We start from the raw sequence: 26,667 nt of genomic DNA, 5'->3' as shown, positions 1-26,667 counted from the left end.
TTAGCTTTTGGTCTAAGAAAAAAGCTGAGTATATCGACAGTTAGTTCTTAGGTTTGAAATCAACAGAACAAACACTTTTTTATATATCGCTTGGTTTTAGATGATGCTCATTCGTCCAGAATTCTGCTATGCTATGCAACTTCCGTTTTTTAATACATATACGAGGCAGAGATGACGCAACAAAACGCTCAATCGACTTCTGAACAAGCCATTTCCGAAAACGATTTAATTGCACAGCGTCATGCCAAGTTAAAGCAGATTGAAGATCAAGCCAAACAAACGGGCACTAGCCCATGGCCAAACACGTTTAAACGTGAACATTATGCGCAAGACTTACAAGATCAATTTGCAGACAAAAGCAAAGAAGAGATTGAAGCAGCCGAGCATGTTTATGTGTCTGTAGCGGGTCGTGTGATGTTGAACCGCGGTTCATTCATCGTGATCCAAGATATGACGGGTCGTATCCAGTTATACGTGGCGCGTAAAGAATTAGCACCTGAAACCTTAGAAACCATTAAGAGCCTAGATCTTGGTGATATTATCGCGGTGAAAGGTTATATCGGTCGTTCAGGTAAAGGTGACCTTTATGTACATATCGAACATTTTGAGCTTTTAACCAAGTCACTTCGTCCACTTCCAGATAAATTCCATGGTCTAAACGACACTGAAGTCAAATATCGTAAGCGTTATCTTGACCTGATTGTGAACGAAGAAACACGTAAGACTTTTGAAATCCGTGCCAAAGTGGTTTCAGGCATTCGTGCATTCTTAACTGAACAGCGCTTCATGGAAGTAGAAACACCGATGATGCATGTGATTCCGGGTGGAGCGTCAGCGCGTCCATTTGAAACACATCACAATGCTTTGGATATGCCACTTTTCTTACGTATTGCACCTGAGCTTTACTTAAAACGTTTGGTGGTCGGTGGTTTTGAGCGTGTGTTTGAAATTAACCGTAACTTCCGTAACGAAGGTGTCTCGACACGTCATAACCCAGAATTCACTATGATTGAATTCTATCAAGCTTATGCAGATTATAAGGACTTGATGGAACTGACTGAAAATATGCTTGAACGCTTAGCGCTTGACATTTTGGGTTCAACCGATGTGCCTTATGGTGAAGAAGTGTATAGCTTCAAAGGTCCATTCAAGAAAATTTCGATGTTTGATGCCATTCTTGCGCACAACCCACAGTTCACGCCTGATAATGTCAATGACCGTGAGTTCTTAGCAAAATTTGTGCAGGAAGAACTGAAAGAACAGGTGAAACCAGGTTTTGGTTTGGGCAAACTGCAAACTATCGTATTTGAAGAAACTGTTGAAACTCAGTTACGCCAGCCGACTTTCATTACAGAATATCCTGCTGAAACTTCGCCATTGGCACGTCGTAATGATCACAACCCACACATTACGGACCGTTTTGAGTTCTTTATTGGTGGTCGTGAACTTGCCAATGGTTTCTCAGAATTGAATGACCCGATTGACCAAGCTGAACGTTTCCAAGCACAGGTTTCAGAAAAAGACGCAGGTGATGATGAAGCAATGCACTATGATGCAGACTTTGTTGAGGCGCTTGAGTACGGCTTACCTCCAACAGCAGGTGAGGGTATTGGTATTGACCGTTTGGTGATGCTATTTGCTAATGCAGCGAGTATTCGTGATGTGATTTTGTTCCCACACATGCGTCATAAAAACTAAGTTTACTGAGACACAAAACCCGCATCTCATTCTCAATGAAATGCGGGTTTTTTGATGGTTTCAGCATTCAGTGTAAAGCCTTTTGAATCCGAACTCTCATGTCTAATGCTTGCTGAAAGATAAAATCTTTCATCCAGACGACTTGTTCACCTAGTGGATTGGTTTTGATCGCAGTATTTAAAAAATCGAGTTTAGGTTGATTGAAGATTTGCTGTTCAATTTCATACAGGAGTTGGGCGGATGTGGCATAGAGTGGGCAACTCAACATGAAAAAAGTTTTGGGATAATTATAAAAAGCGTAATTAAGATTAAATGCTTGTTCATCTCCTTTTAAATGCCCAATACCGATTTCATAACTGCGGTCCTGGTTGCTATGTGTAATACCGATCAAAAATTCAAGCTTCAAAATTTTGCAGTCATACTGCGAAAGTCGTAGACCAAATTGCATGCCAATTTGGTCTGTACTATGTTCATGTTGTACAAAGCTGGGAAAGATCGAGCCTGCTTCATTGAGTACTTCTTGTAGTATCAGCATGTGGTTATTATGTTGATATATGAACCCAGCCAGTTGAGCTGCGTCTAATTTACTTCTTATTGTTGCTATTGTGAGGTTTGGTCTAGACATAGAATAAAATAAGTAGATGAAAAATTTACTGTAGAGTTTTTAGTGCAGGTGGCATAGCTAATGCTTAGATGAAATATCAATCATAAAAGTACTTAAAACACTGAATATGACAGGGGAAGTTAATGTAATATCTGCATTTATTTTGAACGTTGGAGTTGTTGAATAAAACTAATAGGGCTTATCAATTTTGTTTTATATGAGCTTTTTGCATATAAATATAATAAAACAAGCAATAGCGTGCATAACTAAATCTTTATAATGAATATATATTTTTGAATGTGTAATAAGTACACGATTTTTGTGAGTTGGTGCTGTCAATGTCATTAAATGAGGAAAGACTTACTCATCTTAAACAGCTTGAAGCTGAGAGTATTCATATTATCCGCGAAGTAGCTGCTGAGTTTGAAAACCCAGTCATGCTCTATTCTATTGGTAAGGATTCAGCAGTGATGCTGCATTTGGCGTTAAAAGCGTTCTATCCTGCCAAACTTCCATTTCCGCTTCTACATGTAGATACAGGCTGGAAATTTAAAGACATGATTGCTTTCCGCGACAACATGGCAAAAACGCATGGTTTTGATTTGATCGTACATCAAAACAAAGAAGGGAAAGATGCGGGCATTAACCCATTTGACCATGGTAGCTCAAAATATACCGACATCATGAAAACTCAAGGCTTAAAACAAGCACTTGATAAATACGGTTTTGATGCAGCTTTTGGTGGTGCGCGTCGTGACGAAGAAAAATCACGTGCTAAAGAACGTGTCTATTCATTCCGTGACTCGAAACACCGTTGGGATCCGAAAAACCAGCGTCCTGAACTTTGGAATCTTTACAACGGTAAAGTGAACAAAGGTGAAAGTATTCGTGTGTTCCCATTATCAAACTGGACTGAGCTTGATATTTGGCAATATATCTACTTGGAAAGTATTCCATTGGTTCCACTTTATTTAGCTGCAGAACGTCCTGTGGTTGAGCGTAGTGGCACGCTGATTATGGTTGATGATGAGCGTATGCCTTTAAAAGAAGGCGAAGTTCCACAAATGAAATCGGTACGTTTCCGTACACTTGGTTGTTACCCACTTACGGGTGCAGTTGAGTCAACGGCAAATACCCTACCTGAAATTATCCAAGAAATGTTGCTTGCAACCAGCTCTGAACGTCAAGGTCGTATGATTGACCATGATGAAGCAGGCTCGATGGAAAAGAAAAAGCAAGAAGGTTATTTCTAACTGTTGATAAATCTCTCCCCTTGCGCAGCAGTGCTGCTCATCTTTTTCTAAGAGAGGAGAAAAGCCCTTCTTTTGTAAAGGGGAAAGTCTCCCTTAACGAAGGGAGATTTAGAGGGATTAAAGAGATTAAAACCGATTTCTAAAGAATATGTGGAGTTTTGAGCAATGTCTCATCAATCAGAACTGATTAGCCAAGATATCTTGGGCTATCTAAAACAACATGAAAATAAAGACCTATTGCGTTTTTTGACTTGCGGTAATGTCGATGATGGTAAGTCAACTTTAATTGGTCGTTTGCTTTACGATTCAAAATTGATTTATGAAGATCAATTGCAAGCGGTGACTCGCGACTCTAAAAAAGTCGGTACGACAGGCGATGCGCCTGACTTGGCACTCCTTGTAGATGGTCTACAAGCTGAGCGTGAACAGGGTATTACCATTGATGTAGCTTATCGTTATTTCTCAACTGAAAAACGTAAGTTCATCATTGCTGACACACCAGGACATGAGCAATATACACGTAACATGGCAACGGGTGCGTCGACCTGTGATCTTGCGATTATCTTGATTGATGCGCGTTATGGTGTACAAACTCAGACACGTCGTCACACATATATTGCAAGCTTACTTGGCATTAAGAACATTATTGTTGCGATTAACAAAATGGACTTGGTGGAATTTTCTGAAGCACGCTTCAATGAAATTCAGACAGAGTATGCAAACTTTGTTGCACAACTCGGTGACCGTAAGCCAAACAACATTATCTTTACGCCTATTTCAGCATTGAATGGCGATAACGTTGTCAATAAATCACCAAATACACCGTGGTACACTGGTGAAACGTTGATGGGTACACTTGAGTCGGTAGAAATTAACCGCAGTTCAGTGACCAATGATTTCCGTTTCCCTGTGCAATATGTAAACCGTCCAAACCTCGACTTCCGTGGTTTCTGTGGTACGGTTGCGTTAGGTGATGTATCGGTAGGCGACAAAATCGTGGCTTTACCATCGGGTAAGTCATCAACGATCAAAGAAATTGTTACTTATGATGGTAACTTAGAGCGTGCTGTTGCAGGTCAAGCGGTGACGTTGACGCTGAATGACGAAATTGATATTTCACGCGGTAATGTACTTGTACGTGCAGATCAAACGGCGCCAGAAATTTCACGTTCAGTGAATGCTACTGTGGTCTGGATGGCAGATCAACCACTGGTGATTGGTAAGCTTTATAACTTAAAAGTAGGCACGCAAACTGTTCCTGCAAAAGTGACCGCAATTAACTACCGTACCAATGTCAACACATTGGAAAAGGTGCAAGTGGATAGCCTTGAGCTGAACGCCATTGCTAATGTCACCGTTGAGTTTGATGCGCCTGTGGTATTTGATCGTTACCAAGACAGCCGTTATACAGGTTCGTTTATCTTCATCGACCGTTTAAACAACGTGACGATTGGTGCGGGTATGGTGGAAGAGTCTGTGGAATGGTCTGCTCATAGCAACCCTGTCACAGCGGAAGACCGTGCTGCACGTTTAGGTCAAAAACCTGCTGCGGTAACTGTATCTGTGAAAGCACTTGAAAATGCACAAGTACTTGAAAACTTGTTAATTCAACAAGGTGTGGTTGCGATTGCGAAAGCTGGTTTAACTGCCGATCAGGTTGCGCTAGTACGTGAAACAGGTGTGGTTGTGGTGACTGACCTTGTAGACGGTACAGATGTCGCATTTACGCAAGATGCGGTTGAAGAGCTGGCTGATAAAATTGTTGAATTGGTTCGTCTTTAATAGATTTGGCTAATTTGAAAGGAACCCACCGTAAGGTGGGTTTTTTATTGAAAAATTAAAAAATAGTGGTAATAATGCATGAAAAATAAACGAGTTTAGTTAAATGTTTAAAAGTTTGATATTGAAAAATTTCAGAAATTTTGAGCAGATAAATATTGAATTAAAAGATAAAAATATAATTTTAGGAATGAATGATGTTGGAAAAAGTAATTTATTACACGCTTTGAGATTGGTCTTTGATAAGAAGATAAGATTAGAAGAAATACATTCTACTGATTTTCATAATAAAAATGATAGAAATCCAATTGAAATTATTGTTGGGTTAGATATATCCCAGCCTGAAAAAGAAGATGTCCAAAAACTTAAAGCTAGAGCACATGAAGCTGTAACGCAAGAAGAATCTGAAGTTTTTTATATCAAACTAATAATAGAAAATAGAAAAGAGGAAGGAATATTAAAAAAGTTTTTTTGGGGAGATGAACTAAGTGCTTTAAAAGAAATAAAGGGTAAGGGGGTTAATTATTTAATTTTAGATGATGTATTTAGTGTGATTTATATTCCGTCACATGTTGAAACTTTAAAAGTCTTTAGTGATATAAAAAAAGAGGTATTAAAAGATATAGTTTTAACTGAAGATGATTCAATATTAAAAGTTGAAATTAAAGATAACTTTGAAAATATAAATGAAAATATTCAAAAGTTAACATCTGTTAGTAGAATAGAAGAAGAAATTAATCAAAATTTGAAAATTTTTGATGAAACATATAAAGTGAAAATAACTTCACAATCAATAGTTGATGACTTATATAAGCAACTTAGAATTTATACCATAGAAAATGATCATGATCATTTGTATCCTGCTTCAGGGGATGGTAGGCAGAAAAAGATAATGTATGCCATGTTACATTATTTTTTAGAGAAAGAAGCTATTAAAAAAATTCCCATATTAATTCTAGAAGAACCAGAAAATCATTTATTTTTAAGTGCGCAAATAGACTTATCTAGAACATTATTTAATGATTTAAATATTAAGTATATTTTTTGTTCAAGCCACTCATCTGAGCTACTGTATCATATTGATATAGATTGTAATTTAGTTAGGTTGTATCGCCAGAAAAATATGCCCTTAAGAAAAACTATCAGTAGCTCGGCACAGATAAGTAGTGAATATCATAACCTAAAAAAAATGTATGCTGAGGGGCTCAGTAAAGGATACTTTGCGGATTGTGTTTTATTGGTTGAAGGATATTCGGAAAAACTTCTGTGTGATTCTATTTTAGGTTGTGTACTCAGTAAAAACCAGTTTCAAAAACTGTATGTTTTACCAGTACTTGGTACAAATTTTAAACCATATAGAGATTTACTTAAAAAACTGGGAATCAAGATTATTGTTTGAACGGATAATGATATATATAAGAATGATATTTATGGATTAAAACGCTGCTTAAAAATAGTTAATAAGAATCTTACTGAGATCATTCCTGAAGAGCTAAAAGGTAGGAAAGATGAAGATGAAATAATTTTGAATAAGAAGAAGAAAGATCTACACAAGCACTTTCAACCTTTAATTGAGAATCTCAAACTGGAACATGATATATTTTTGGCTGAAATTGATTTAGAAAATGATATTGTAAATGCTTTATTGGATGAGGGAATAAGTGATTGTTCGCTTAATGGGGAAGTTGTTGATTTAGAGGAGTTGAAGTCAGAACTTCAATATAAAAAATGGCACAATATGTTTTTATTTTTAGAAGAAAATGAAGAACTATTTGAAATAATATTCAAAAATTCAAGATTTGATTTTTTAAAAGAAGTAAAAGCATGCCTAGTTTAGATTTTACATTGGAACAACAGAGAATATTAGATTGTACTTCGGAAAATATAATTGTTTCAGCTTGTGCTGGATCTGGAAAATCTTCTACATTAGTTGAAAAAGCAAAAAGGGAAATATTGCTAAGTCGTCCATGGAAGAAATTGGCAGTACTTACGTTTACAAATAAATCTAAAGATGATTTGATTTCTAAAGTAAATCATCCATCAATTATTATTACAACATTTCATAGTTTTATTTTTGAAAATTTATTCCCATTTGATCCTCAAGTAAGTGATCAATTAAAGGAAATGTTCCGTGTAGAGGCTGATAATTATACTAAGTGGTTAGATATCTTATATAATAAGAAAACTATAGTTGGCTCGAAAGGAAAGAGTGACTTTGTATTAGAACATGCTATAAAACTTTGTAATAAGAAAAATGTACAACACTTTTTTAAATCTAAATTCCATGCAATTTATATTGATGAAGCACAGGATAATAATATTCAACAATATCAATTGATTGAGTTTTTTATAAAATTAGGCGTTAAGATTTTAATGGTAGGTGACGCAAACCAAACATTATATGGATTTAGAGGGGCTTGTTCTAATACTTTTACTCGATATTTTCATGATAATAGATTCAGCAGTTACGAGCTAAAACAAAACTTTAGATGTCATCATATCATTAATAGAATTGCTAACTCCTATAGTTTTCCTGATGAACATGTATATGAAGAGAATATGGGGTATTTTGTAATAAATATTAATATGCTAAATCAAGTTGTTGAAAAGTTAGTAGATGAGTCCATTGTTTTTTTGAAAAAGACTAATTATGATTTATCAGATCATGAAGGTAAATTTTCTATTCTAAAAGATATTTCTTTCTCTCCTGATTTGGATGATATGGTTAAAAAAATAGTAATTTGTCTTTTGAAAATTAAATTCAAAGCAAACTATTTTATGTATAACTTTCTAGAGGAATTACAAATAGATATTGATAAATTTAATAAAAATGAAATAGATTTTTTTAAAAACTGTATAGAAAAATATATTTATGAAAATGGCAATTCATTGGATGGTGCTTTAAGTCTAATAGGTTTTTCAGAATTGAATAATCAGATTTGTGAAACGTACAGCTCTTTAAGCCAATTAGAGGAAACAAAAAACTTTTTCCAAAATACAAATAAGCATGTAACGATGACTATTCATTCTTCGAAGGGATTGGAATTTGATAACGTTATCCTAAAAAGAGATGATCTTTATCATAATGGAGAACTTCAGAAAAATAACTTTTATGTGAGTATGACTCGAGCTAGAAATCGTGTTTTGGTAATTTTATGATTCTTGAAGAAGAAATTAATAAAAACTAATTTTTAATTCATATTTAAGCTAATCGAATCGCAATAAGTTAACTTTCATTATTAAACCGTTTTTTTAACTTATTCACATAGCGTTTAAATGGCCACGTAAACTGCTTCACAAAACTGTTTGGAATTTTATAACCCACTGTGCCATATACACTGGCTAAATGATTGGGCATATAAATGGATTTAAACATCACATCATAAAGGGGGATAAAGGCAGCATAGTTTTTATCAATCGCAGGCTTTTCAGAAGAATGATGCCAGTGATGGAATTCAGGCGTTGCGATTAACCAGCGCAGATAGGGAAAGCGGAAACGTACATTGGAGTGAATAAAAATGGCATGGAAAGAAATAAAGACCAAATAAGCAAATACTGCAGAGGTATGAAAGCCTAACAAGAAAATTGGTAAAGTTGCGATAAAACGAGTCATTAACACTTCAACAATGTGTAAGCGTGAAGAGGCTAGCCAGTCCATTTGTTCGGTTGAATGGTGAATGGCATGAAAGCGCCATAAGAAATTCACTTCATGCATCGCACGGTGTAACCAGTAGGTGGTGAAGTCCACCACAATCAATAGCTCAATAAACTGTAACCAAATCGGTTGTGCCTGCACATAAGGCACAATCGGGTTATTGGGAATATGCGTGATCCAATACTGAATAGGCATGACCGTTAAAAACGAAAAAAGCTGAATGCCAATATGGCTAAACATGAAATATTTCATGTCTGTGACCCAGCCGACGCGCAGGATTTTCTGTTCAGTATTTTTTGCAAAGAATCCTTCAAGCGGGATAAAAACCAAAGCAAGGATGATTAAAGTAATAACAAAATAATCAAAACCTGCATAAAACGGTAGCGCAGGTAATATCGGTGCTTTGATTAAGCCACAACCTAAAACAGCTGCCAAAATGGTGATACATAAACCATAAAAACCGTATTTATTCTGTTTAATGATTGCACTATAAGTACCAAAACCAGCACTGACGACAATACCGAACAGCAAGGCGTAGTAAAAAGCATCATAGTGTTTACTATAAAGCGGGCGTAGTTCAGGTGTGGTTAGGACGCTAGGAAACAAAAAACATAAGGCAGCAAAAATACCCAAAAACCCTAAGGACATAGAAAGAAATGCGCTGATCTTGCCTTGCCCAGCATTGAGTTGTAGGTTTTCAAATTTTTTTCTGAGTTGATCTGTCATTGTAATTAATTCTAAGTTTTAAGCTATTGGTCTGCGTTTACTTGAGTGTATAGGCGCAAAGACATAACGCAAATTTTAACGATATTGGGTGTTTACATCAATGAGATCGAACGTATTGATTTATGTTTTAACGCTTAGATATTCAAATTCTTCACTTTTTAATGATGATTTTAGTTTGAAATTTAGTGCTTGAAATAATCCAAAAACACATTAAGATATATCTTAATAATTTTAAGTTGTATCTTATGTATGTCGAATGCTCTTGAGACTGAAGCTATTGTCGAATTGGACGGATCTCCTGTTTTACGTAAGCGACGTTTATTTGAAACAGGACAAATGAAGCTCTTAGCCCTGCATCTTATTTCGTTGGCACCCAAATATGGTTACGACATTATTAAAGACATCGGTGAGATTGTAGGAGGAGGCTATTGTCCAAGTGCAGGAACCGTCTATCCAACTTTGAACTATTTAGAAGAGCAACAGTTTGTTCGCGTTGAATTGGGTGAGGATAAACGTAAGCAATACTGTATAACGGCCTTGGGTTTGCAACATCTTGAGGCTGAGCAAGGGGGGATTGAGAAAATTTTGGTGCGTTTTGATACCCGTAAACAAATTCAAAATAACGAGCAATATCTTGATATTAAACGTGCTATGGAAAATCTAAAAGCTTCTCTACGGCTTAAGATTCAGCATAGCGAATTGAGTCCTGAACAAATTCGGGCGATTGCTGCGGAAGTTGATCGGGCTGCAGTGAATATTGCATGTCTCTAGGAGAATAAAATGAAACAACATCGTTATGAAGTTACACTCAAACATATTGCCGATGCGCAAGGTAACCCGTCTAGTTACACCGATATTTTAAGTTTTAACAGCTATAACCACGACGACATTTTTAAAGTGTTAGAGATGATTCAAAGCAGTCAAATGCTTGATGATGAAGCTGCAAAATCATTTGCTGTTGGCTTAAAGCTATTTAGTGAAGTGATGCTGGAGCATAAAGAGCTTCCATTATTTAAAGATTTCATGCCTCAGTTCGGGCAATTTATGAAAGCGTTAAAACAAACCGTTAAAACGCAGAAGCAAGGTTAATTTTTAATTGGGTCATTTATGTTGAATACGCGCCTAAAAATTCATATCAAACATCTGAATTGGTTGATGCCGTTACTACTTTCAGGGCTAATGAGTGGCTCAATTTCTGCGTTTAATTTATTGTTGAATAAGGGTTTGGTGGATGGCTTATTTCAGCTTTGGTTAAAAAGCTGGAGTTTATCTTGGCTGATTGCATTTCCTCTGATTATGCTGTTTTTGCCTCTCGTCCGTAAATTTCTACTGCGGTTTGTGCATCTGCCAGATCAATCTTAAAACTCGAGTTATTTGGTTGATAAGCATTGTACTTTGAATAAACATGGTTTAGATGATGTTTTAAAGGCTGTTGTTTATGGGTTGAAAATCTTTTTGCTTTGATTCTGATTTGAGCGTGGAATATCACAGCGAAAAATAGTGAATAGACTATACATAAGTACGGTGTTCTTCATTTCAGTTTACTTCTATGATCAAATACGTCGATGAAACTTGAAAAATATTCAAAGCGTAGGGAATAATCATGTCACAAACAACAATGCAGCAGGTCATTATTACTGAGCCGGGCGGTGTGGATAAGTTAGCTTATGAAACAGTGACGATCCCAGAAGCAAAAGCTGATGAAGTTTTGGTGAAGGTGCATGCATTTGGTATTAACCGTCCAGACATTCTACAACGTCAGGGCTTATATCCGATGCCACCTGGGGTAACACAAGTCCCAGGACTTGAGGTTGCAGGCGAAGTTGTTGCTGTTGGTACAGACGTTACACAATTTAAAGTCGGGGATAAGGTTTGTGGTTTGACTAATGGTGGTGGTTATGCAGAGTATTGTGTGGTTCCACAAAGTCAAACTTTACATATTCCAGAAAATGTAAGCTTTGTTGAAGCTGCGGCTATTCCTGAGACTTTTTTCACAGTTTGGGCGAATGTATTTCAAATGGGTAAAGCCAAAGCGGGCGAAATTGTATTGGTACATGGTGGAAGTAGTGGTATTGGTACGACAGCACTTATGTTGTGTAAGTCATTGGGTATTCAAACCTTTGCCACAGTTGGCACAGATGAAAAAGTTCAAGCCATTGCGAACTTGACAGATGCCATCAATTATAAGACGCAAGATTTTGAACACGTGATTAATGAGAAAACGGATAATGGTGGAGTTGATGTTATTTTAGATATGGTGGGCGCCCCGTATTTAGAAAAGAATTTAAATCTACTCCGTCGTGACGGGCGTTTGGTCTATATTGCCTTTTTGGGTGGAGCAAAGGCTAAAGAGGTTAAGTTGGGTCAAATTATGATGAAGCGCTTAACGATCACTGGTTCAACCATGCGTGCACGAAATACGGCTGAGAAGGCTGAGATTGCACAAGGTTTACAAGATCATGTGGCACCGTTATGGGCTAGAGGTGAGTGCTTACCGATGATTTATCAAACTTTTGAGTTCGATCAGATTCAAGCGGCGCATGCGTGTATGGATACGGGTGAGCACGTGGGTAAAGTTGTTGTAAAAGTTCTGTAATATTTATATAAAATAAAAAGTAGAGCTGACATCATGTCGGCTTTTCTTTTGCCGAAATTTTTACAAAACAATCAAAATAATATATTGAAAAAATGAAATAATTTACCAAATATTAAAAAATGATAACTGTACGACACAACCTGTCAAAACTGCGGTGTAAATTTGCAGCTGAATTTAAACCTGACAAATTTACGTGGTTTTAAATGAAAAATAAAACAGAGAAGAGGGTGGTCATGAAAATTTTATCGACATCGTACACACATTCACAAGGTTTTCGTGCGCTTAAACGTCTGCATAGGTCTGTGATTCATAATCGAGTTTTGCCTAATGACTTGCACAAGCTGTATAAAGCTTTAATTCATTTTGAGCGTTATATCGAACGCTTAGCTCATCAACAGTCGGACTTAACAAAGAAATTTAAACAAAAGTGATCATTCTGATAAAAACATGAGATAGCTGTAAAGTTGATCATTTTTATTTAATCAGGGGATCCGAAAGTTAAAAGAGGGTTGTTACGGAGTAGTTTAAGCAAATCGCGGTATAAATAACCATGCTGATGATTGAAGCTAAATTCCGTTTCTTTAAGATGCAAATATAACATCTTCTTGTCAATTCCATTAAATTTGCTGAGCCGCTTTTTTGCATAGCCCCAAAAGGATTCTATACCGTTAATATGACGTTCCCCACAGGCAAATTCATTGTCCCTGTGATTTACTCTTGATCCTGGCCAAAATAATGGACAATGATTCCCTCTAAAGATAACGTAAGGTTAACTTTGGAGATGTAAAAATGGCTAAACGCTTTAGTCCAGAATTCAAACAACAAGCAATTGATTATGCACTTTCAAACTCGCACGAATCTGTGGCTGCTATCGCCCAGAAATTAGGTGTGGGTTATTCAACATCAGATAAATAAATTCGTGAGACCAACCCCACTGGTTCCAGCAAAAGACAGCTCTCGCCAGAACAACAGCGTATTCTCGATTTAGAAAAAGAAGTCAAACAACTCAGGGAAGCTAATGATATTTTAAAAAAGGCGCATGTGTACTTCCTGACAGATCATGCCAAGAAAAGTACACGGTAATCCAAGGCCTAACTGTGACTGAAATTACGGTTTCTTCTGCCTGTAAATGCCTAGGTTTCAGCACTTCGGGCTACTATGCTTGGCGAAAGAGACAGATTTACGTCAATCAGAAGTACACTGATTTAAAAGCTGTATATTGGCAACACCATGCTCGCTTAGGAGCACCTTCATTGGTGCACGACATGCATGATTTAGGTTACTGCATGAGTGAACGTACAGTTGGAAGGATGCTGAAAAAGCTCAGTTTACGTAGCAAGATTGCACGTAAATATAAGCATACGACTGATTCAAATCATCGTTTGCCGACGGCACCGAATTTATTAGATCGCCAGTTTACAGTCACTCTGCCAAATAAAGTTTGGACAACAGACATCACCTATATCCGAACCAAAGAAGGTTGGCTGTATTTATGTGTGATGCTAGATTTATTTAGTCGTCGTATTATAGGTTGGCAAACCAGCCATCGGATAGGTCGTCAATTGGTATGTGATGCATTTAATTATGCAATGGCACGTCAGGGATATCCAACAGGTGTCATGGTGCATTCGGACCAAGGCTCACAGTACTGTAGTCGTGATTTTAGAGCACTATTATTGGCGAATAACTGTATTCAAAGCATGTCACGTAGGGGGAATTGTTGGGATAATGCGGTGACTGAAAGCTTCTTTCATACATTGAAAGGTCATGTGATACATGACAGTGTATTTGCCACTCGAAAAGAAGCCAATGCTGTCTTGTTTGAATATATTGAAGTTAACTACAATCGAATCAGACGACATTCTGCAAACGGCTGGTTAAGTCCTGAAGCCTTTGAACATAAATATTTTAAGAATTTAGAGGGATATGCTGTCCACGATACTGTCTAGGATCATCTGAAGTGTTTATCAAAGCCAATATCAACTAAACCATCATACCCCCTCCATCCATCTGTATTGGTGATTGAATCAAGTTCTATATGCCCACGGATAATTCCTTGCAGCGTAGCTTTTGAGCAATCTGGTACAATTTCTGTGCACACATTTCCATCCCGTTTGAGCAACCCAAACACAATGGTTTTTCCTGATGCCCGCGACCTCACTTACCACGAGCACGACGAGCACCAAAGTAAGATTCATCCAGTTCAACGATGCTATTGAAGGGGGATATTTCTTCACATTGGACAGCAATCTTTTTACGCAATTTGATATAAATTGTATTGATGGAGCGAACAGAAATATTGGTAAGTTTAGCAGTATCAGATGCAGTAAAATCCATGGCAAAAAAGCGAATGATTTGTCTGAATTGTGCTTCTGCGATTCTTGAACGGGAATAGTATCTATTTTTTTCTTTCATATAAGGAAGTTACCATACTTTTTAATATGCTTAACTTCCTAAGCCTTTAATATTTAATTTTAAGTAAATTAATAACTATAATTTTTGGTATATTTAGACCTCTTGCAAAAGTCAAAAACAATCAGATGTAAGTGTTGATTTTATTAAGTTCGATCAATTCTAAAATGATTGAAAATGGTACTTACTCAAGAGGTCTATTTTATGCCTATTATATTTTATAGAATTTAATAAGTATTATCGGATATTAATTTTTAATGACACAACCTGTCATAAGGCTGTGAATAATATGCAGAGATGAGCAGTGTGAGATGAATTGGATAGATAATGGCAAAAAGTTCTGAAAAAAGTGGGCTATTGGCTGAGCGTTTAGCAAAATTGCTCGTCAAGTTAAATAATGGTGTACACCTAGATATAAAGACCTTGGCTAGTGAGTTCAATGTGAGTGAACGTACCATTATTCGAGATATAGGCCGTTTAGAATCTACTGAATTGGTTCTACAGCGTGATGCTCAGCAAAGATATTATTTAGAGACTAATTCAACTGGTGTATTTAAACAAAAAGATATAAGAAGTTTTGCCAAAATTTCTGGGATTCAAAATCTATATCCAAATTTAACAACATCGTTTTTAACTAAGCTGTTAGATCGTGAGCAACTTACTTATGAAGCAAGAGGCTATGCTTATGAGGATGCTAGTAAATTTGAAAATTTATTAAAGATGTTCTCTGAAGCGATTGAGAGAAATCAACAAATTGGTTTTTTATATAATAATGAACCACGAGTTGTTGAACCTTACCGCTTGATTCATCATCATGGAAGCTGGTATTTGGCTGCTGTGCGAAAAGGAAGGCTTCTTACTTATAGGGTGAGTCGTATTGCCCGTTCTTATCAACAGCATGAGCTTTCAACATTCGAACCGAATTTAGATATTTTAAAACAATTGGAAGATGAAGATGGTATTTGGTTTGGTCAGGAAAAAAGTGAAGTGATTTTAAAAGTTCATGCCGACGTGGTATTGCATTTTATGCAACGCCAACTTTTACCTGAGCAAGAGCTTGTTAAGACATTAGAAGATGGCGGGATATTAGTATCCAGTAAAATTAGCCATACCATGCAGCTTTTACCTTTAGTTCGATATTGGATTCCGCATGTTGAAATTGTTAGCCCTGAACATTTACAGGATGAGTTAGAAGTTGGTTTAAAAGGGTATTTGGAACGTTAGGGGATACAATGGCATGGAAACCAAAGCTAATAAAAGCTCAGGGTCTATAATGTAAAGCAACAGATATTTTTGTGTCTACAAGTGATGTGATTTTAGGCTTTCCACGGTGTAAAAAGTGTGGTGTACAAATGATCATGGCTGGGCAGTTTGATATGTTGGATTGGATAAAAAATTAAAAGCTTGGTTTAAAAATGAAGAAATTTATAAAGGGTTTGCAAAAAATGGGTCATAGAGAGAATCAACTATCTTCTAACATTAATGAGAAATTTGATTTAGAAAAAGCACGTCAGCGTTTACAGCAGTTTCAGGTAGAACGAGAACGTGATGGGCAGAATGAGGATCAGAATTTAGATATTGTTGAGCCTTTAGCTCAAGATCAGCAGAATTATATGATTGTTAAACCAACGGTTACTTTGGATGATGATGTCATTTTATCAACTGTTACCCGCGTGCAGTTAGATGAAGGAATGGCTAAATTACGCTTTCATAAAACGATCTATGAAGACTGGAATTTTGGTTCTGTAGATAAGCAAGGGCGCAGTGTTATTCTAAATTTTTTTGGTGCACCTGGGACAGGTAAAACTTTAACCGCAGAAGCATTCGCAGGAAGTTTAGGCTTATCTATCATAAAATTGGGAATTGCTGAGCTTGAAAGCAAGTTTATGGGGGAAACTTCAAAAAATATTCAGGCTGTGTTTAAGGTTGCAACAGAAGCCAATTCAGTTTTATTTTTTGATGAAGCAGATACCTTATTGGGTAAACGTTTATCTTCAGTGACACAAGGTATTGATAATGAAGTGAATGCTATGCGTTCTACTTTATTGATCGAGTTAGAAAAATTTAACGGAATTGCAATTTTTGCAACCAACTTTGCCAAAAACTATGATGAAGCGTTTAGAAGCCGTATTAGTCACCATATTCATTTTGACTTACCTGATTTAGAGGCACGCAAAAATTTATGGTCAAAAATGCTGGTTGAGCAAATTCCTTTGCTAGAAGAACGAAGTGAGTTTATTAATTGGGCAGCAGAATTATCTGAGGGTTTTTCTGGGCGTGAGATTCGGACTTGTATGCGTTTGGTTCTACCTAAAGCTTTGTTGGAAGCAGAACAGGCACAGGAAGAACCTAAATTAAAATTGGAACAGTTAAAAGAAGTAATTCATCGTGTGAATCATGCCAAGTCAGAAGTTGCAAGTAAAAACAAAGCAATAAGTGATGATGAGGTTAGTTCTGCAAAATCGTTATTGGGTATTAAAGGTTAATTTAAAGGAGATTGATATGGGGTGGTTTAGTTCGGCTTGTTCATGGGTTGGTTCAAAAGTCTCGTCTGCTGCAAGTAAAGTCTGGAATACAGCGAAAAGTGCAGCAAGTAAAGCGATTGATTGGATGGCCGATGAAGCTGAAAATTTTGTGGGCAAAGTAAAAGAAGTCTGGGCAACTGTAAAGCCACATGTTGTGAGAATTGCTCCAATGGTTTCCAATGCTTTAAAAGTGATCCCTCATCCGTGGGCACAAACGGCTGCGGTTGTCATTGAAAAAGGTTTGCAGGCTTTATTGGCATTAGAGAATAGTCCAATTCTTAAAAAAGCAGAACAGGCTATTTTATGGGCAGCTAAAGCAGCACGCCACTTTCGTGAAAAGTTTTTGACACCAGATGAAACCAAAGAGGCGGAACAACGTCAGGAAGATTTGCAGGAAACAATGGATGCTATGCAGACCGAAGAGCAACGCCAGTCTATTCGTTTTGCTGTAGTTATTAATGACTATATATTAGTTCAAACTCGCATTCAGTCAATTCTAGAGAAAGATAATTTAACTGATTTTAATCATTATTTAAGATTAAGAGCGACTCAGAAATTGTTGAAAGCTGCAGAAAAAACATTAAATACGGCACAGAACATCAATGAAATTACAGCAGATGATTCATTCTTGTTGCGTGTAGGTTCTGATCTTTTGGCTGAAAACCCACAATTATCTGATGCGGATGCAGAGCGTTTAGATCAATTAATCAGAAGACGTTTTAACGGTAAATCACTTATTCCTTTTGTATTTGAAGAAATGATTTGTGCATGGGAAACCAAATATCAAAATATGGAAGCGAAATGGAAAATGCAGAATAAGCATTTAGCATCTTTACAAGATGATTTAATGTCATTAGAAACAAAACTAGAAATTGAGCCCCTAAGCTCAGATGAAGAGCAAAGCTTAATTGAATTGAGGCAGGATGTTATTACTGAATCTTATCAATTAAAACAGAAAGGTAAAGAAAATCGAGCAATGAAAAGCTACGTTCATGCTGCCGAAGGATTTTTACAGGTATTGGAAAAATCAGAAGAACAATTTGAAGAGGAAGGACGAGATTATATCCTTGATGATGTTGCGACAGTGGGTCGATTATTAATTGATTGTGCCCAAAATGGAAAACAGTGGGATGAGTTATCAGTGGACGAGCAAAGCTTGATTACAGATTATGCCAATATTTTTGCAGCAGATAGTAAACAACGTAATCAAGATTTGATTGAGGCTGAAGTAGCATAATGGAAATCTTAAACTTTTTATTGCCGATTCATTTTTCACCCTTTAAAATTGAAGTTTTGCCAATTGCTTTTTTTGTAATTATTTGGGGGTTATTTATATTCACTATTACTCGAGTATATAAAGAAGCCAAGCCTGAGAATTGGGAACATAATTGGTATGGTGGTGATGTTAATAATACTGCTAATGATCTTGATGCTGAACATGGTTCAGTTATGGAAATTAGTGAAGCTGTAGCGACATCATCAGAAAAATTAGCTGATATTATGCCAGGAATGATCCTGATTATTGGTTTATTAGGTACGTTTCTGGGACTAGGTCTAGCTTTGGATAAAGCATCCTCCATTCTAACTGGTGCAAATGCCATGAATAATATGGATGCTTCAATGACTCAGTTGATGGGGATGTTGGAAGGGCTTGGCACTAAATTTAAAACATCAACATGGGGATTATTAGCATTTATTTTATTAAAAGTTATCTTATCTAAAAATGGTTATGAAGAACGCCGGTTACGTTGGTCAATTGAAAAAGTTAAAGGGGAACTTGACCTTGCACGAGATAGACAGCTAAAGGAACAACGTAGGAATAATCAAAATATTATTGATAACATGCAAACTATTGCTCAGTTATTTGTTGAGACGATTGGAAATAATCAAACTAAGAATCAGGAGTTGTTTCAGCAGTTAAGTAGACATAGTGAGGAGAGTAAAAATGCTATGGTTGGCTTTATTGAGAAGAATGAAGCAACAGTATCTAGTTTAGGAAAATCAGCAACAGGTATGTCAAAGGCCGCTGTACAAATGGGTGAATCAGCAAAGCATTTACAAAACGTAATTGATTCATTCCGTTCTAATATGGAAAGTGTTGTTGATCTAATGAAAGAAGACCTTAATTCAACAATTACTGGTATGAATGAGAGTTTTGGTCAAAACATGGCTGAAATGTCGGAAGGTTTAAATAAGGCAACAAAGGATATTTCTAATGCTGTCAATAGTTTATCGGGTAGTGTAGATGAAACTATGAAAACTGTAACATCAACTATTAATGAATCAATGGAATTACAGAAAAAATCACAAGGACAATTTACTACAACTGTACAAGTATTAAGAAAAGAAATTCTTGAAATGACGAATCTTGTAAAAGAATTAACAGAGGGAATAAATAATCAATTCGGAGCTGTTACTAATGGTATTAAGCGTACAGAGCACGTTGGTAAAAAAATAGAGGAATTAACAAATACAGTAAATGGTACATTTAAAGAATCATTACAAAGTATTGAAGCGGTCACAACGCTAAAACCAACACTTGAAAACTTGGTACATGGCATAGATTCTCAAATTACTTTATTGGGTAAGATTGAAATTAACACCTCTCCTGAGCAACAAAAGAAAGTTAATAATCTTTTAAAACTTGGGGGGAGAACGTAAACAGTGAAAGATAAACCCAATGAGTGGATTTCAATTTCAGATTTAATGGCAGGAGTTATGGCTGTTGTCATGCTTTTGCTAGTGATGTCTGTATTACAGAAAACGTATGCTGAGTTAAAGCACAAGCAGGAAATGGAACAGGGAGGAGCAGCCCAACAAAAACGTATTGCGGAAATGTTAAATGATTTAAAGAAATCTGTTGAAGAACAAGGTGCAAGTGGTTTGATGTCATTTGATATTGCAGATGGGCGAATTACATTAAAAGACAATATTTTTGAAAAAGGTAGTGCATGTATTACACCGTTGGCTGCTCAAGCATTTAAGAATATTGATATCAAAATATCAAAATTCTTACAAGATAATAGTTTAGCTTCGATTTATGTTGAGGGGCATACAGACAGCTTACCTGTTTCTCGTCCTGTAACTGATTATGCGCGTTTTTGTACAGTATATGATGATAACTTTACTTTATCCGCAGCGAGAGCGAGAGAGGCACGAAAGCTATTAATCTCACAATTGGATGCTATTCAGTCTAAACGTATTGTGGTCGCAGGTTTTGGAGATTCTCATCCTTTAAAAGGTATAGATTCTAAAGATGGTCGAAATCGCCGTGTAGAGATTCAGTTTGCAGTTACGTCTGGGAACTGATTGTTTGATATTTTTATCATATTTGGGTTTAAATGAAGATGAAAGAATGTATTGATTTATTATTATCTTTAAAATCTTGGGCCAGATAGGATTTCAATATGTTGTTATTGGGTTTTTTCTAATTTTATCGGTTTTCTGGGTGGTTGATAAGATATGTAAGTCTAAATAAAATGATTTATACCTCTTATTGTTAAATGTTTTAATAATAAGAGGCGATTTCTAATCAATATTTTAATTTTCTATAATTATTTCATTCACTTTACTGGTACTCATTAAATTTTAAATAACCCATCAACCCGATAAACCCTAAAATAGGAGTAAAAAGACCAGAGATTAAGAGCCAAAGTAAGAAAGATTGGCCTTGGCTTTTCGCAAAGGTTACAACTAAAAAAGCAAAAAATACTAAGATGAGAAAAGACATATTGTATTTCCTGATGAAGTTGTAGATTAGGCAACAAGCCATTCCTGACGAATGTTAGTGGCTTGATCATCTTGATTTAAATCAAATGTGACTTTTAATCCCAGTTTTAGATCGATATCTTCTGGCCATTCATTGCGGGAGAATCGATAGCGAACAGCATTCCCGTCAATAACAATGCCTGTTTTATTTAAAGGTGAATAATGTAAAATAAGTCCAATAATCATGATGTTTTTTCTCATTATCTTTAGAAGTTAGCGTAATGATGAATAATGAGAATGACAGGTGATGTCATTTTAAAAAGGATTATTTATAATTTTTAGATTTAATTTGATTGTATAAAGAAAAAAACTCCCAAAGATCAAATTGAGAGTTAAAGGTTAAAGAAATAGTTGGAATTATTTTACAGGTTCACCATAAAGATTGCTTTCACTTTGCCCCTTGGTAGCAAACCAGATCACTAATAAAATAAGACCAACAATCGGAATTAAACTAATGAGGAACCACCAACCTGAACGCCCTGTATCATGTAAACGACGTGCGCTCACTGCCAAATCAGGAATAAAGGTGGCAAGTAAAACCAAACCCGTAAAAATTACTTCTGTTTCGAGCACTATATCAACAATAGAAGCAACAATCACCAGAATGAAAATACTTAAACGAAAGAACCAGTATTCCTTGCGTCTCGACCGACCATTAAAGTTTGCATAATTTTTCATACATTTGATAAACCAGTCAAAGACATGATAATGCTCTTCACTTTTTTCAGTGGTGTTGGAGTGGTTTGCAATCGTAGGAGATGCAGCTAAAGCTTTATATATTCCAATAGCAAAACCTTGCTCATTTAAATCAAAGTCAACTTTTAATCCACGTTGTGGCGAAATGTTTTCTTTCCACTCATTGCCAAAAAATGTATAGCGCTTTTGGTCATCCCCAGAAATAATCCCACTATTGGTTTGAATCGAAAAATCAAGAATTGTGCCTTTCATTTTTATGCTCCGTGTATACGATTAGATAATGTGTATTGACGGGGCTATTGTTATTTAGAGGGATGACAGGGGGTGTCATTGGAATCAAAATATTTTTAATTCTAAATTACAGACATAAAAAAACCAGCTTAACGCTGGGTTCTTTATATGCACCATACTTAAAAGTATAAGAATGGTGCCCGAGGCCAGACTCGAACTGGCACGCTTTGTGGGCGGGGGATTTTAAATCCCCTGTGTCTACCGATTTCACCACTCGGGCTTTAACAAGATGGAGGCGGAGGTCGGAATCGAACCGGCGTCCACGGAGTTGCAGTCCGCTGCATGACCACTCTGCCACCCCGCCGCGTCTTGTTGATGCGTATATTAGCAAGCTCTGAAAAAAAAACAATAGGACTTTCATTCGTATGCGCATAAAAACAGCATATCGCGAAAAATATTCAAAATAATCATGTATTATGTGCAAAATTGATTCATATCAACACTTGGAGATGTGCCGTGGCATTAGTTTTAGATGGTCGTGCATTGGCAAAACAAATTGAAGCTGACTTGTTAACTCGCGTAGAAGTGCTAAAAGCAAAATCAGGTCGTACCCCAATTCTTGCAACAATTTTGGTGGGTGACGATGGTGCATCTGCAACTTATGTGCGTATGAAAGGAAATGCTTGCCGCCGCGTTGGTATGGACTCGCTTAAAGTTGAATTACCTAAAGAAACCACGACTGAGCAATTGTTAGCTGAAATTGAAAAGTTGAATGCGAATCCTGATGTACATGGTATTTTGCTGCAACATCCAGTGCCTGAACAGATTGATGAACGTGCATGTTTTGATGCAATCTCTCTTGCAAAAGATGTGGATGGCGTAACCTGTCTTGGTTTTGGTCGTATGGCTATGGGTGAGGCTGCTTATGGCTCTGCAACTCCTGCAGGTATCATGACGATTCTGAAAGAAAACAACATTGAAATCGCGGGTAAACATGCGGTTGTTGTAGGTCGTTCTGCAATTTTAGGTAAACCAATGGCGGCAATGTTGCTTGAAGCCAATGCAACTGTGACGATTTGCCATAGCCGTACTCAAGATTTGGCAAGCTTTGTGAAGCAAGCGGATATTATCGTGGGTGCAGTGGGTAAGGCTGAATTAATCCAAAAAGATTGGATTAAACAAGGCGCTGTGGTTGTTGATGCGGGTTTCCATCCACGTGATGGTGGTGGTGTAGGCGACATTCAATTGGTCGGTATTGAAGAAGTGGCTTCTGCGTACACACCAGTTCCAGGTGGTGTTGGCCCAATGACTATTACGACATTGATTCGTCAAACGGTTGAAGCGGCTGAAAAGGCTTTAGGTTAATTATTTAAAGTAGTCTAATACTTCCTCAAAGCGAGTATTGGATACACGATAACGTCATTCGCTGTTGTTTGAGCTAAGACTTTATTATTTATTTAATGTTTCTGCGACTATTTTAAATAGATGGTGGCATTTAACGAGTTCAGCGAATGACTATGGTTTTGCCTACTTTTGCCAAAACAAAAGTAGGTCTAGCCGAAGGCTAATTCCTCAATCCAAACTTTAGCTGCAAGACCCCGCAGTAAAAGCATAAAAGTACTCAATGACTTATGAGCTGTACTTTCCAATTCCCCAAAGCCCCAGATCATTTACTTCAAGCCTTGCATGAGGTGATTCCAAATTGTGAGCTTTTAGCTCAGCAACTTCCTGAAACACCCATTTCACTGTGGCTCATTCCCCCAGTATTTCCAACCGATAAACTGGATGATGAAATCATTCGACGTATTTGGAATGAAACGCCATATTGGATCTTTTGCTGGGCTTCAGGTCTAGCAATGGCGCAGTGGTTGCTGGCTGAACCACATCATGTTCAGGATAAAGTGGTGTTGGACTTCGGTGCAGGTTCAGGAGTGGTTGCGATTGCAGCCAAAATGGCGGGTGCAAAGCGCGTGATTTGCTGTGACATTGACCAAGTGAGTTTAGATGCTTGTCGTGCCAATGCGGAACTAAATAATGTAGAGCTGGAATATTTAATTGATCTCTACAAAGCAGAGCAAGTTGATATTTTGTTGGCTGCTGATGTTTTATATGACCAATGCAATCGTTTCTTTTTAGATGAGTTTTTAAAGTTTGCACCAGAGGTTTGGGTGGCAGATAGTCGTGTTAAAAATTTCAGCCATCCGCAGTACATAAAGTTGGATGAACGCAGTGCGACAACGTGGCCAGACTTAGATGAATCACCTGAGTTTCGTAATGTAAGTTTTTATCGAACTTTAGAAACTCAAAAAGGGCAGTAGCCCTTTTCATGAGTCTAAGCGATTTATGAGCAGGTATAGCGTACTACATGTAATGTGCTTGGTCGTGTTTCAAGTGCTTCGCGTGTGGCAAAATTTTCACCTTGGTGTAAGTCCGGTGTGTTACTTAAACCAAATGTAGCGCGAGTTTGTCCGATTTGACGACCATATTGAGGCATATCTGCGGCAGTATTTGGAATCTCATTGATACTTAAAATCGTCAATTTATAGTTTTTCTGTGAACCTAAAACCTTTTGGCATGCATGTTGGAGTTTGTTTTCATCGAGTTGCTGATTTTTACGTGCTGCAAGTGTATAAGCAAGCGTAGCACTAGTTCCAGACTGTTGTTCGATTTGATAGCCAACATTGCCATTGTATTGGCGAGGTGTACTTTGGCATGCAGATACTGCTAAAACAATACAACTTAAACCTAAAAATTTATACGTATTTTTCATGTAAAAAGTTCCTAACATTATTCTTGTTCTTAGTATGCCATACACAGGTTTAATTCACGATATTTCAATTGATCTAGTTTGAGTAAAACTTTCCTCTGGTAAATAAAAAATGCCTTCATGGGATGAAGGCATTTAGACTTTTAATATTTCAGATATGCAACAAGCAAAAGGATTAGTGATCGGTAATCATGCTGTGCTTTTTGGTGTCTTTCATGAAAATATAAGTCAGTAAGGATAATCCGATCATAAATGTAATGTAATAAAAGAAATAGTTTTCATGCCCTGCATTTTTAAAACTTAAAGCAACTAACTCTGCTGTACCACCAAAAACCGTATTGGCAATAGCATAAGGCAGTGCAACACCTAGTGCACGAATATGCGCAGGAAACAGCTCTGCTTTTACGACAGCATTAATGGCAGTATAACCTGTCACAATTACCATACCGCTCATACACAGCATAAAAGCAGTGGTTGGGCTACTGGTTGAGCCTAGGCCGTTAAAGATTGGAATCGTGAACAGTACGCCTAAAACACCGAAAGTAATCATAATGGGTTTACGACCAATCTTATCGGATAGTGCACCAACTACGGGTTGTAACAGCATAAAAATAAATATGGCTGCTGTGGTAATTTCAGTCGCTGTAGTTTTTTCAAAACCAGAGGTGTTGACCAAGTATTTTTGCAAATAGGTGGTGAAAGTATTGAATGCCAGCGTTCCACCTGCAGTCAGCATAATGACAGTAAAAGCTTGTCGTGGGTATTTGGTAAACAATGCCAAAGCACTTGATTTGGGGCCGCCATTTTTAGCTTGTTCTTGTGCATCTTTCGATGATTGTGTTTCAACCAAACCACGACGAATCCAGAACACCACAACTGCAAGAACGGCACCAATAAAGAATGGAATACGCCAACCCCATTCAGACAACTGGGTTTCAGTCATGTTGCGTTGTAAGATAATCAACACGCACAGAGCGAGTAATTGTCCTGAAATGAGGGTCACATACTGGAAACTAGAGAAAAAGCCGCGATGGTTTTTACCTGCCATTTCGGTTAAGTAAGTGGCACTAGAGCCATATTCACCGCCAACACTTAAACCTTGTAATAAGCGTGCAAAGAGTAATAGGGCAGGTGCGAGCATGCCGACACTTGCGTAGGTGGGCGCGCAGGCAATAATTAAAGACCCTACACACATTAAAGACACAGATAATGTTAGGCCTGATTTACGTCCTTTGCGGTCGGCATAAATACCCATGATCCATGCGCCGATTGGGCGCATGAGAAACCCAAGTGCAAATACCGCAGCGGCTTGCAGTAATTTGACCGTGTCATCTCCTTCAGGAAAAAACTGGGGCGCAAAATATAATGTAAATGCTGCATAGACATACCAGTCATACCATTCAACGAGATTACCTGCTGAACCGCCTAAAATTGACTTTAAACGTGTCTTTTTGTCGAGGCTTACTGGAGCTGCTTGGGAAGATAAATCAGTCACAAAGATTTTCCAAAGAGAAGTTCGGAAAAATACATCTTTTAACTTTTTGGATTATAAAAGTTAAAACAATATATTTTTAGATTAAACAATAAATTCTTTTTCGTTATACGCCCCTTGTTTAGAGAGTTCATTCGACTTTAGTCTAAAAAATCGCATGATTTATGGGCTGTTAAGTTTTTCTAATTAATATTTGTTTTTCAATGGGAAATAATAATTTTACTTATTTAAAACAGTATCTTGGTAATCAGTAAAATGTGAATAGTCAATTAAAATACAACAGTTTAGGCTGCTTTATACAAAATTAAAAAGAATTTTTATTTGGTGGAAATATCACTTTTTGTTTGAATGTTATTCAAATATTGAACCGAATCATAAAAAAGAAGCATTAATTTGTAAAAAGATGTGGGAGAGCTGATCTGTTAAGGAAAGTGATGTTTTTGTACGGTGGAATCATCTTTTCGG

At 36.9% G+C, this 26,667-nt stretch carries 23 protein-coding genes, 2 tRNA genes and 3 pseudogenes; 18 read left to right on the top strand and 10 right to left on the bottom strand.

The genetic code is table 11. The annotated features are described in order from the left end of the window. Positions 1-171: 171 nt before the first annotated feature. Positions 172-1,698 carry a lysine--tRNA ligase gene (lysS, locus tag ACE01U_RS02135; RefSeq protein WP_086208455.1) on the top strand — a complete coding sequence of 509 codons (1,527 nt, stop codon included), beginning with the start codon at positions 172-174 and terminating at the stop codon, positions 1,696-1,698. 67 nt (positions 1,699-1,765) lie between these two features. Here lysS and ACE01U_RS02130 read toward each other — a convergent pair whose 3' ends face one another. Continuing rightward, a complete protein-coding gene (locus tag ACE01U_RS02130; RefSeq protein ID WP_395553159.1) occupies positions 1,766-2,323 on the bottom strand; it encodes a hypothetical protein in 558 nt (185 codons plus the stop codon). 317 nt (positions 2,324-2,640) lie between these two features. Between ACE01U_RS02130 and cysD the strand changes: the two genes are divergently transcribed. From cysD to ACE01U_RS02105, 5 genes are all read left to right on the top strand, one after another. Then, the gene (cysD, locus tag ACE01U_RS02125) at positions 2,641-3,555 is read left to right on the top strand and encodes a sulfate adenylyltransferase subunit CysD (protein WP_004694369.1); all 915 of its coding nucleotides are present in this window, start codon (positions 2,641-2,643) and stop codon (positions 3,553-3,555) included. A 165-nt stretch (positions 3,556-3,720) separates the two neighbouring features. Further along, the gene (cysN, locus tag ACE01U_RS02120; RefSeq protein ID WP_110975115.1) at positions 3,721-5,337 is read left to right on the top strand and encodes a sulfate adenylyltransferase subunit CysN; all 1,617 of its coding nucleotides are present in this window, start codon (positions 3,721-3,723) and stop codon (positions 5,335-5,337) included. Positions 5,338-5,440: 103 nt separating this feature from the next. Next, positions 5,441-6,733: an ATP-dependent nuclease gene (locus ACE01U_RS02115; protein WP_395553158.1), complete on the top strand. Its 1,293-nt coding sequence runs from the start codon at positions 5,441-5,443 to the stop codon at positions 6,731-6,733. A 126-nt stretch (positions 6,734-6,859) separates the two neighbouring features. Next, positions 6,860-7,171, top strand: coding sequence for a hypothetical protein (locus ACE01U_RS02110; RefSeq protein ID WP_395553157.1), 312 nt, complete (start codon positions 6,860-6,862; stop codon positions 7,169-7,171). Next, positions 7,159-8,493 carry a UvrD-helicase domain-containing protein gene (locus ACE01U_RS02105; RefSeq protein ID WP_395553156.1) on the top strand — a complete coding sequence of 445 codons (1,335 nt, stop codon included), beginning with the start codon at positions 7,159-7,161 and terminating at the stop codon, positions 8,491-8,493. The genes ACE01U_RS02110 and ACE01U_RS02105 overlap by 13 nt, the downstream gene beginning before the upstream one ends. Positions 8,494-8,560: 67 nt before the next feature. Here ACE01U_RS02105 and ACE01U_RS02100 read toward each other — a convergent pair whose 3' ends face one another. Further along, the gene (locus ACE01U_RS02100) at positions 8,561-9,715 is read right to left on the bottom strand and encodes a sterol desaturase family protein (protein WP_395553155.1); all 1,155 of its coding nucleotides are present in this window, start codon (positions 9,713-9,715) and stop codon (positions 8,561-8,563) included. A 249-nt stretch (positions 9,716-9,964) separates the two neighbouring features. Here ACE01U_RS02100 and ACE01U_RS02095 point away from each other — a divergent pair, with 249 nt between their 5' ends. The 4 genes from ACE01U_RS02095 (at position 9,965) to ACE01U_RS02080 (ending at position 12,311) form a co-directional block, all read left to right on the top strand. After that, complete coding sequence (locus ACE01U_RS02095; RefSeq protein WP_395553154.1) at positions 9,965-10,486, top strand: PadR family transcriptional regulator; 522 nt, start codon at positions 9,965-9,967, stop codon at positions 10,484-10,486. A gap of 9 nt (positions 10,487-10,495) precedes the next feature. Next, positions 10,496-10,804, top strand: a complete 309-nt coding sequence (locus ACE01U_RS02090) for a DUF3861 domain-containing protein (protein WP_086208450.1) — start codon at positions 10,496-10,498, stop codon at positions 10,802-10,804. Positions 10,805-10,822: 18 nt separating this feature from the next. Continuing rightward, positions 10,823-11,077: a DUF2798 domain-containing protein gene (locus ACE01U_RS02085; RefSeq protein ID WP_291372572.1), complete on the top strand. Its 255-nt coding sequence runs from the start codon at positions 10,823-10,825 to the stop codon at positions 11,075-11,077. A gap of 241 nt (positions 11,078-11,318) precedes the next feature. Continuing rightward, positions 11,319-12,311, top strand: coding sequence for an NAD(P)H-quinone oxidoreductase (locus ACE01U_RS02080; protein ID WP_110975119.1), 993 nt, complete (start codon positions 11,319-11,321; stop codon positions 12,309-12,311). Positions 12,312-12,789: 478 nt separating this feature from the next. On the opposite strand, the pseudogene ACE01U_RS02075 reads toward ACE01U_RS02080, so the two are convergent. Then, a pseudogene (locus tag ACE01U_RS02075) lies at positions 12,790-13,029 on the bottom strand (IS1595 family transposase); the annotation flags it as partial. Positions 13,030-13,100: 71 nt separating this feature from the next. Between ACE01U_RS02075 and ACE01U_RS02070 the strand changes: the two are divergent. Next, a pseudogene (locus ACE01U_RS02070) lies at positions 13,101-14,260 on the top strand (IS3 family transposase). A gap of 5 nt (positions 14,261-14,265) precedes the next feature. On the opposite strand, the pseudogene ACE01U_RS02065 reads toward ACE01U_RS02070, so the two are convergent. Beyond that, a pseudogene (locus ACE01U_RS02065) lies at positions 14,266-14,726 on the bottom strand (IS1595 family transposase); the annotation flags it as partial. A 324-nt stretch (positions 14,727-15,050) separates the two neighbouring features. Here ACE01U_RS02065 and ACE01U_RS02060 point away from each other — a divergent pair. From ACE01U_RS02060 to ACE01U_RS02040, 5 genes are all read left to right on the top strand, one after another. Further along, positions 15,051-15,947: a helix-turn-helix transcriptional regulator gene (locus ACE01U_RS02060; RefSeq protein ID WP_395553153.1), complete on the top strand. Its 897-nt coding sequence runs from the start codon at positions 15,051-15,053 to the stop codon at positions 15,945-15,947. 221 nt (positions 15,948-16,168) lie between these two features. Beyond that, positions 16,169-17,209 carry an ATP-binding protein gene (locus ACE01U_RS02055; protein ID WP_395553152.1) on the top strand — a complete coding sequence of 347 codons (1,041 nt, stop codon included), beginning with the start codon at positions 16,169-16,171 and terminating at the stop codon, positions 17,207-17,209. A 124-nt stretch (positions 17,210-17,333) separates the two neighbouring features. Then, a complete protein-coding gene (locus ACE01U_RS02050; protein ID WP_395553151.1) occupies positions 17,334-18,485 on the top strand; it encodes a hypothetical protein in 1,152 nt (383 codons plus the stop codon). Next, a complete protein-coding gene (locus ACE01U_RS02045) occupies positions 18,485-19,909 on the top strand; it encodes a hypothetical protein (protein WP_395553150.1) in 1,425 nt (474 codons plus the stop codon). The genes ACE01U_RS02050 and ACE01U_RS02045 overlap by 1 nt, the downstream gene beginning before the upstream one ends. Positions 19,910-19,912: 3 nt before the next feature. Then, entirely contained in the window at positions 19,913-20,557 is a 645-nt protein-coding gene (locus ACE01U_RS02040; protein WP_110975775.1) for an OmpA/MotB family protein, read from the top strand. Positions 20,558-21,004: 447 nt separating this feature from the next. Here the strand turns inward: ACE01U_RS02040 and ACE01U_RS02035 are convergent, their stop codons facing one another. The 4 genes from ACE01U_RS02035 to ACE01U_RS02020 all read right to left on the bottom strand — a co-directional run bounded on the left by ACE01U_RS02035 (position 21,005) and on the right by ACE01U_RS02020 (position 22,307). Next, entirely contained in the window at positions 21,005-21,202 is a 198-nt protein-coding gene (locus ACE01U_RS02035) for a hypothetical protein (RefSeq protein ID WP_395553149.1), read from the bottom strand. A 171-nt stretch (positions 21,203-21,373) separates the two neighbouring features. Beyond that, positions 21,374-21,964 (bottom strand): DUF805 domain-containing protein, encoded by a 591-nt coding sequence (locus ACE01U_RS02030; protein WP_395553148.1) that lies wholly within the window; start codon positions 21,962-21,964, stop codon positions 21,374-21,376. A gap of 173 nt (positions 21,965-22,137) precedes the next feature. Further along, positions 22,138-22,223, bottom strand: a tRNA-Leu gene (locus ACE01U_RS02025). A 10-nt stretch (positions 22,224-22,233) separates the two neighbouring features. Then, positions 22,234-22,307: transfer RNA gene (locus ACE01U_RS02020), tRNA-Cys, on the bottom strand. 152 nt (positions 22,308-22,459) lie between these two features. Between ACE01U_RS02020 and folD the strand changes: the two genes are divergently transcribed. Next, positions 22,460-23,308 (top strand): bifunctional methylenetetrahydrofolate dehydrogenase/methenyltetrahydrofolate cyclohydrolase FolD, encoded by an 849-nt coding sequence (folD, locus tag ACE01U_RS02015; protein WP_119063531.1) that lies wholly within the window; start codon positions 22,460-22,462, stop codon positions 23,306-23,308. 266 nt (positions 23,309-23,574) lie between these two features. Then, positions 23,575-24,261, top strand: coding sequence for a class I SAM-dependent methyltransferase (locus ACE01U_RS02010; RefSeq protein ID WP_395553147.1), 687 nt, complete (start codon positions 23,575-23,577; stop codon positions 24,259-24,261). Positions 24,262-24,284: 23 nt separating this feature from the next. Here ACE01U_RS02010 and ACE01U_RS02005 read toward each other — a convergent pair whose 3' ends face one another. Further along, positions 24,285-24,713 (bottom strand): hypothetical protein, encoded by a 429-nt coding sequence (locus tag ACE01U_RS02005; RefSeq protein ID WP_086208443.1) that lies wholly within the window; start codon positions 24,711-24,713, stop codon positions 24,285-24,287. Positions 24,714-24,885: 172 nt separating this feature from the next. Continuing rightward, positions 24,886-26,205 (bottom strand): MFS transporter, encoded by a 1,320-nt coding sequence (locus tag ACE01U_RS02000; protein WP_086208442.1) that lies wholly within the window; start codon positions 26,203-26,205, stop codon positions 24,886-24,888. Positions 26,206-26,667 lie beyond the last annotated feature (462 nt).

Origin of the sequence: Acinetobacter halobius, assembly GCF_044130335.1 — a bacterium.
Taxonomy (GTDB): domain Bacteria; phylum Pseudomonadota; class Gammaproteobacteria; order Pseudomonadales; family Moraxellaceae; genus Acinetobacter.
Note: the sequence above shows the minus strand (reverse complement) of the source record. Positions and strands in the feature narration are given on the sequence as shown.

Coding starts and splice junctions, on each gene's coding strand:
- lysS (WP_086208455.1), top strand. CDS start 172: ATGACGCAACAAAACGCTCAATCGACTTCTGAACAAGCCATTTCCGAA.
- ACE01U_RS02130 (WP_395553159.1), bottom strand. CDS start 2,323: ATGTCTAGACCAAACCTCACAATAGCAACAATAAGAAGTAAATTAGAC.
- cysD (WP_004694369.1), top strand. CDS start 2,641: ATGTCATTAAATGAGGAAAGACTTACTCATCTTAAACAGCTTGAAGCT.
- cysN (WP_110975115.1), top strand. CDS start 3,721: ATGTCTCATCAATCAGAACTGATTAGCCAAGATATCTTGGGCTATCTA.
- ACE01U_RS02115 (WP_395553158.1), top strand. CDS start 5,441: ATGTTTAAAAGTTTGATATTGAAAAATTTCAGAAATTTTGAGCAGATA.
- ACE01U_RS02105 (WP_395553156.1), top strand. CDS start 7,159: ATGCCTAGTTTAGATTTTACATTGGAACAACAGAGAATATTAGATTGT.
- ACE01U_RS02100 (WP_395553155.1), bottom strand. CDS start 9,715: ATGACAGATCAACTCAGAAAAAAATTTGAAAACCTACAACTCAATGCT.
- ACE01U_RS02095 (WP_395553154.1), top strand. CDS start 9,965: ATGTCGAATGCTCTTGAGACTGAAGCTATTGTCGAATTGGACGGATCT.
- ACE01U_RS02090 (WP_086208450.1), top strand. CDS start 10,496: ATGAAACAACATCGTTATGAAGTTACACTCAAACATATTGCCGATGCG.
- ACE01U_RS02085 (WP_291372572.1), top strand. CDS start 10,823: ATGTTGAATACGCGCCTAAAAATTCATATCAAACATCTGAATTGGTTG.
- ACE01U_RS02080 (WP_110975119.1), top strand. CDS start 11,319: ATGTCACAAACAACAATGCAGCAGGTCATTATTACTGAGCCGGGCGGT.
- ACE01U_RS02060 (WP_395553153.1), top strand. CDS start 15,051: ATGGCAAAAAGTTCTGAAAAAAGTGGGCTATTGGCTGAGCGTTTAGCA.
- ACE01U_RS02055 (WP_395553152.1), top strand. CDS start 16,169: ATGGGTCATAGAGAGAATCAACTATCTTCTAACATTAATGAGAAATTT.
- ACE01U_RS02050 (WP_395553151.1), top strand. CDS start 17,334: ATGGCCGATGAAGCTGAAAATTTTGTGGGCAAAGTAAAAGAAGTCTGG.
- ACE01U_RS02045 (WP_395553150.1), top strand. CDS start 18,485: ATGGAAATCTTAAACTTTTTATTGCCGATTCATTTTTCACCCTTTAAA.
- ACE01U_RS02035 (WP_395553149.1), bottom strand. CDS start 21,202: ATGATTATTGGACTTATTTTACATTATTCACCTTTAAATAAAACAGGC.
- ACE01U_RS02030 (WP_395553148.1), bottom strand. CDS start 21,964: ATGAAAGGCACAATTCTTGATTTTTCGATTCAAACCAATAGTGGGATT.
- ACE01U_RS02010 (WP_395553147.1), top strand. CDS start 23,575: ATGAGCTGTACTTTCCAATTCCCCAAAGCCCCAGATCATTTACTTCAA.
- ACE01U_RS02005 (WP_086208443.1), bottom strand. CDS start 24,713: ATGAAAAATACGTATAAATTTTTAGGTTTAAGTTGTATTGTTTTAGCA.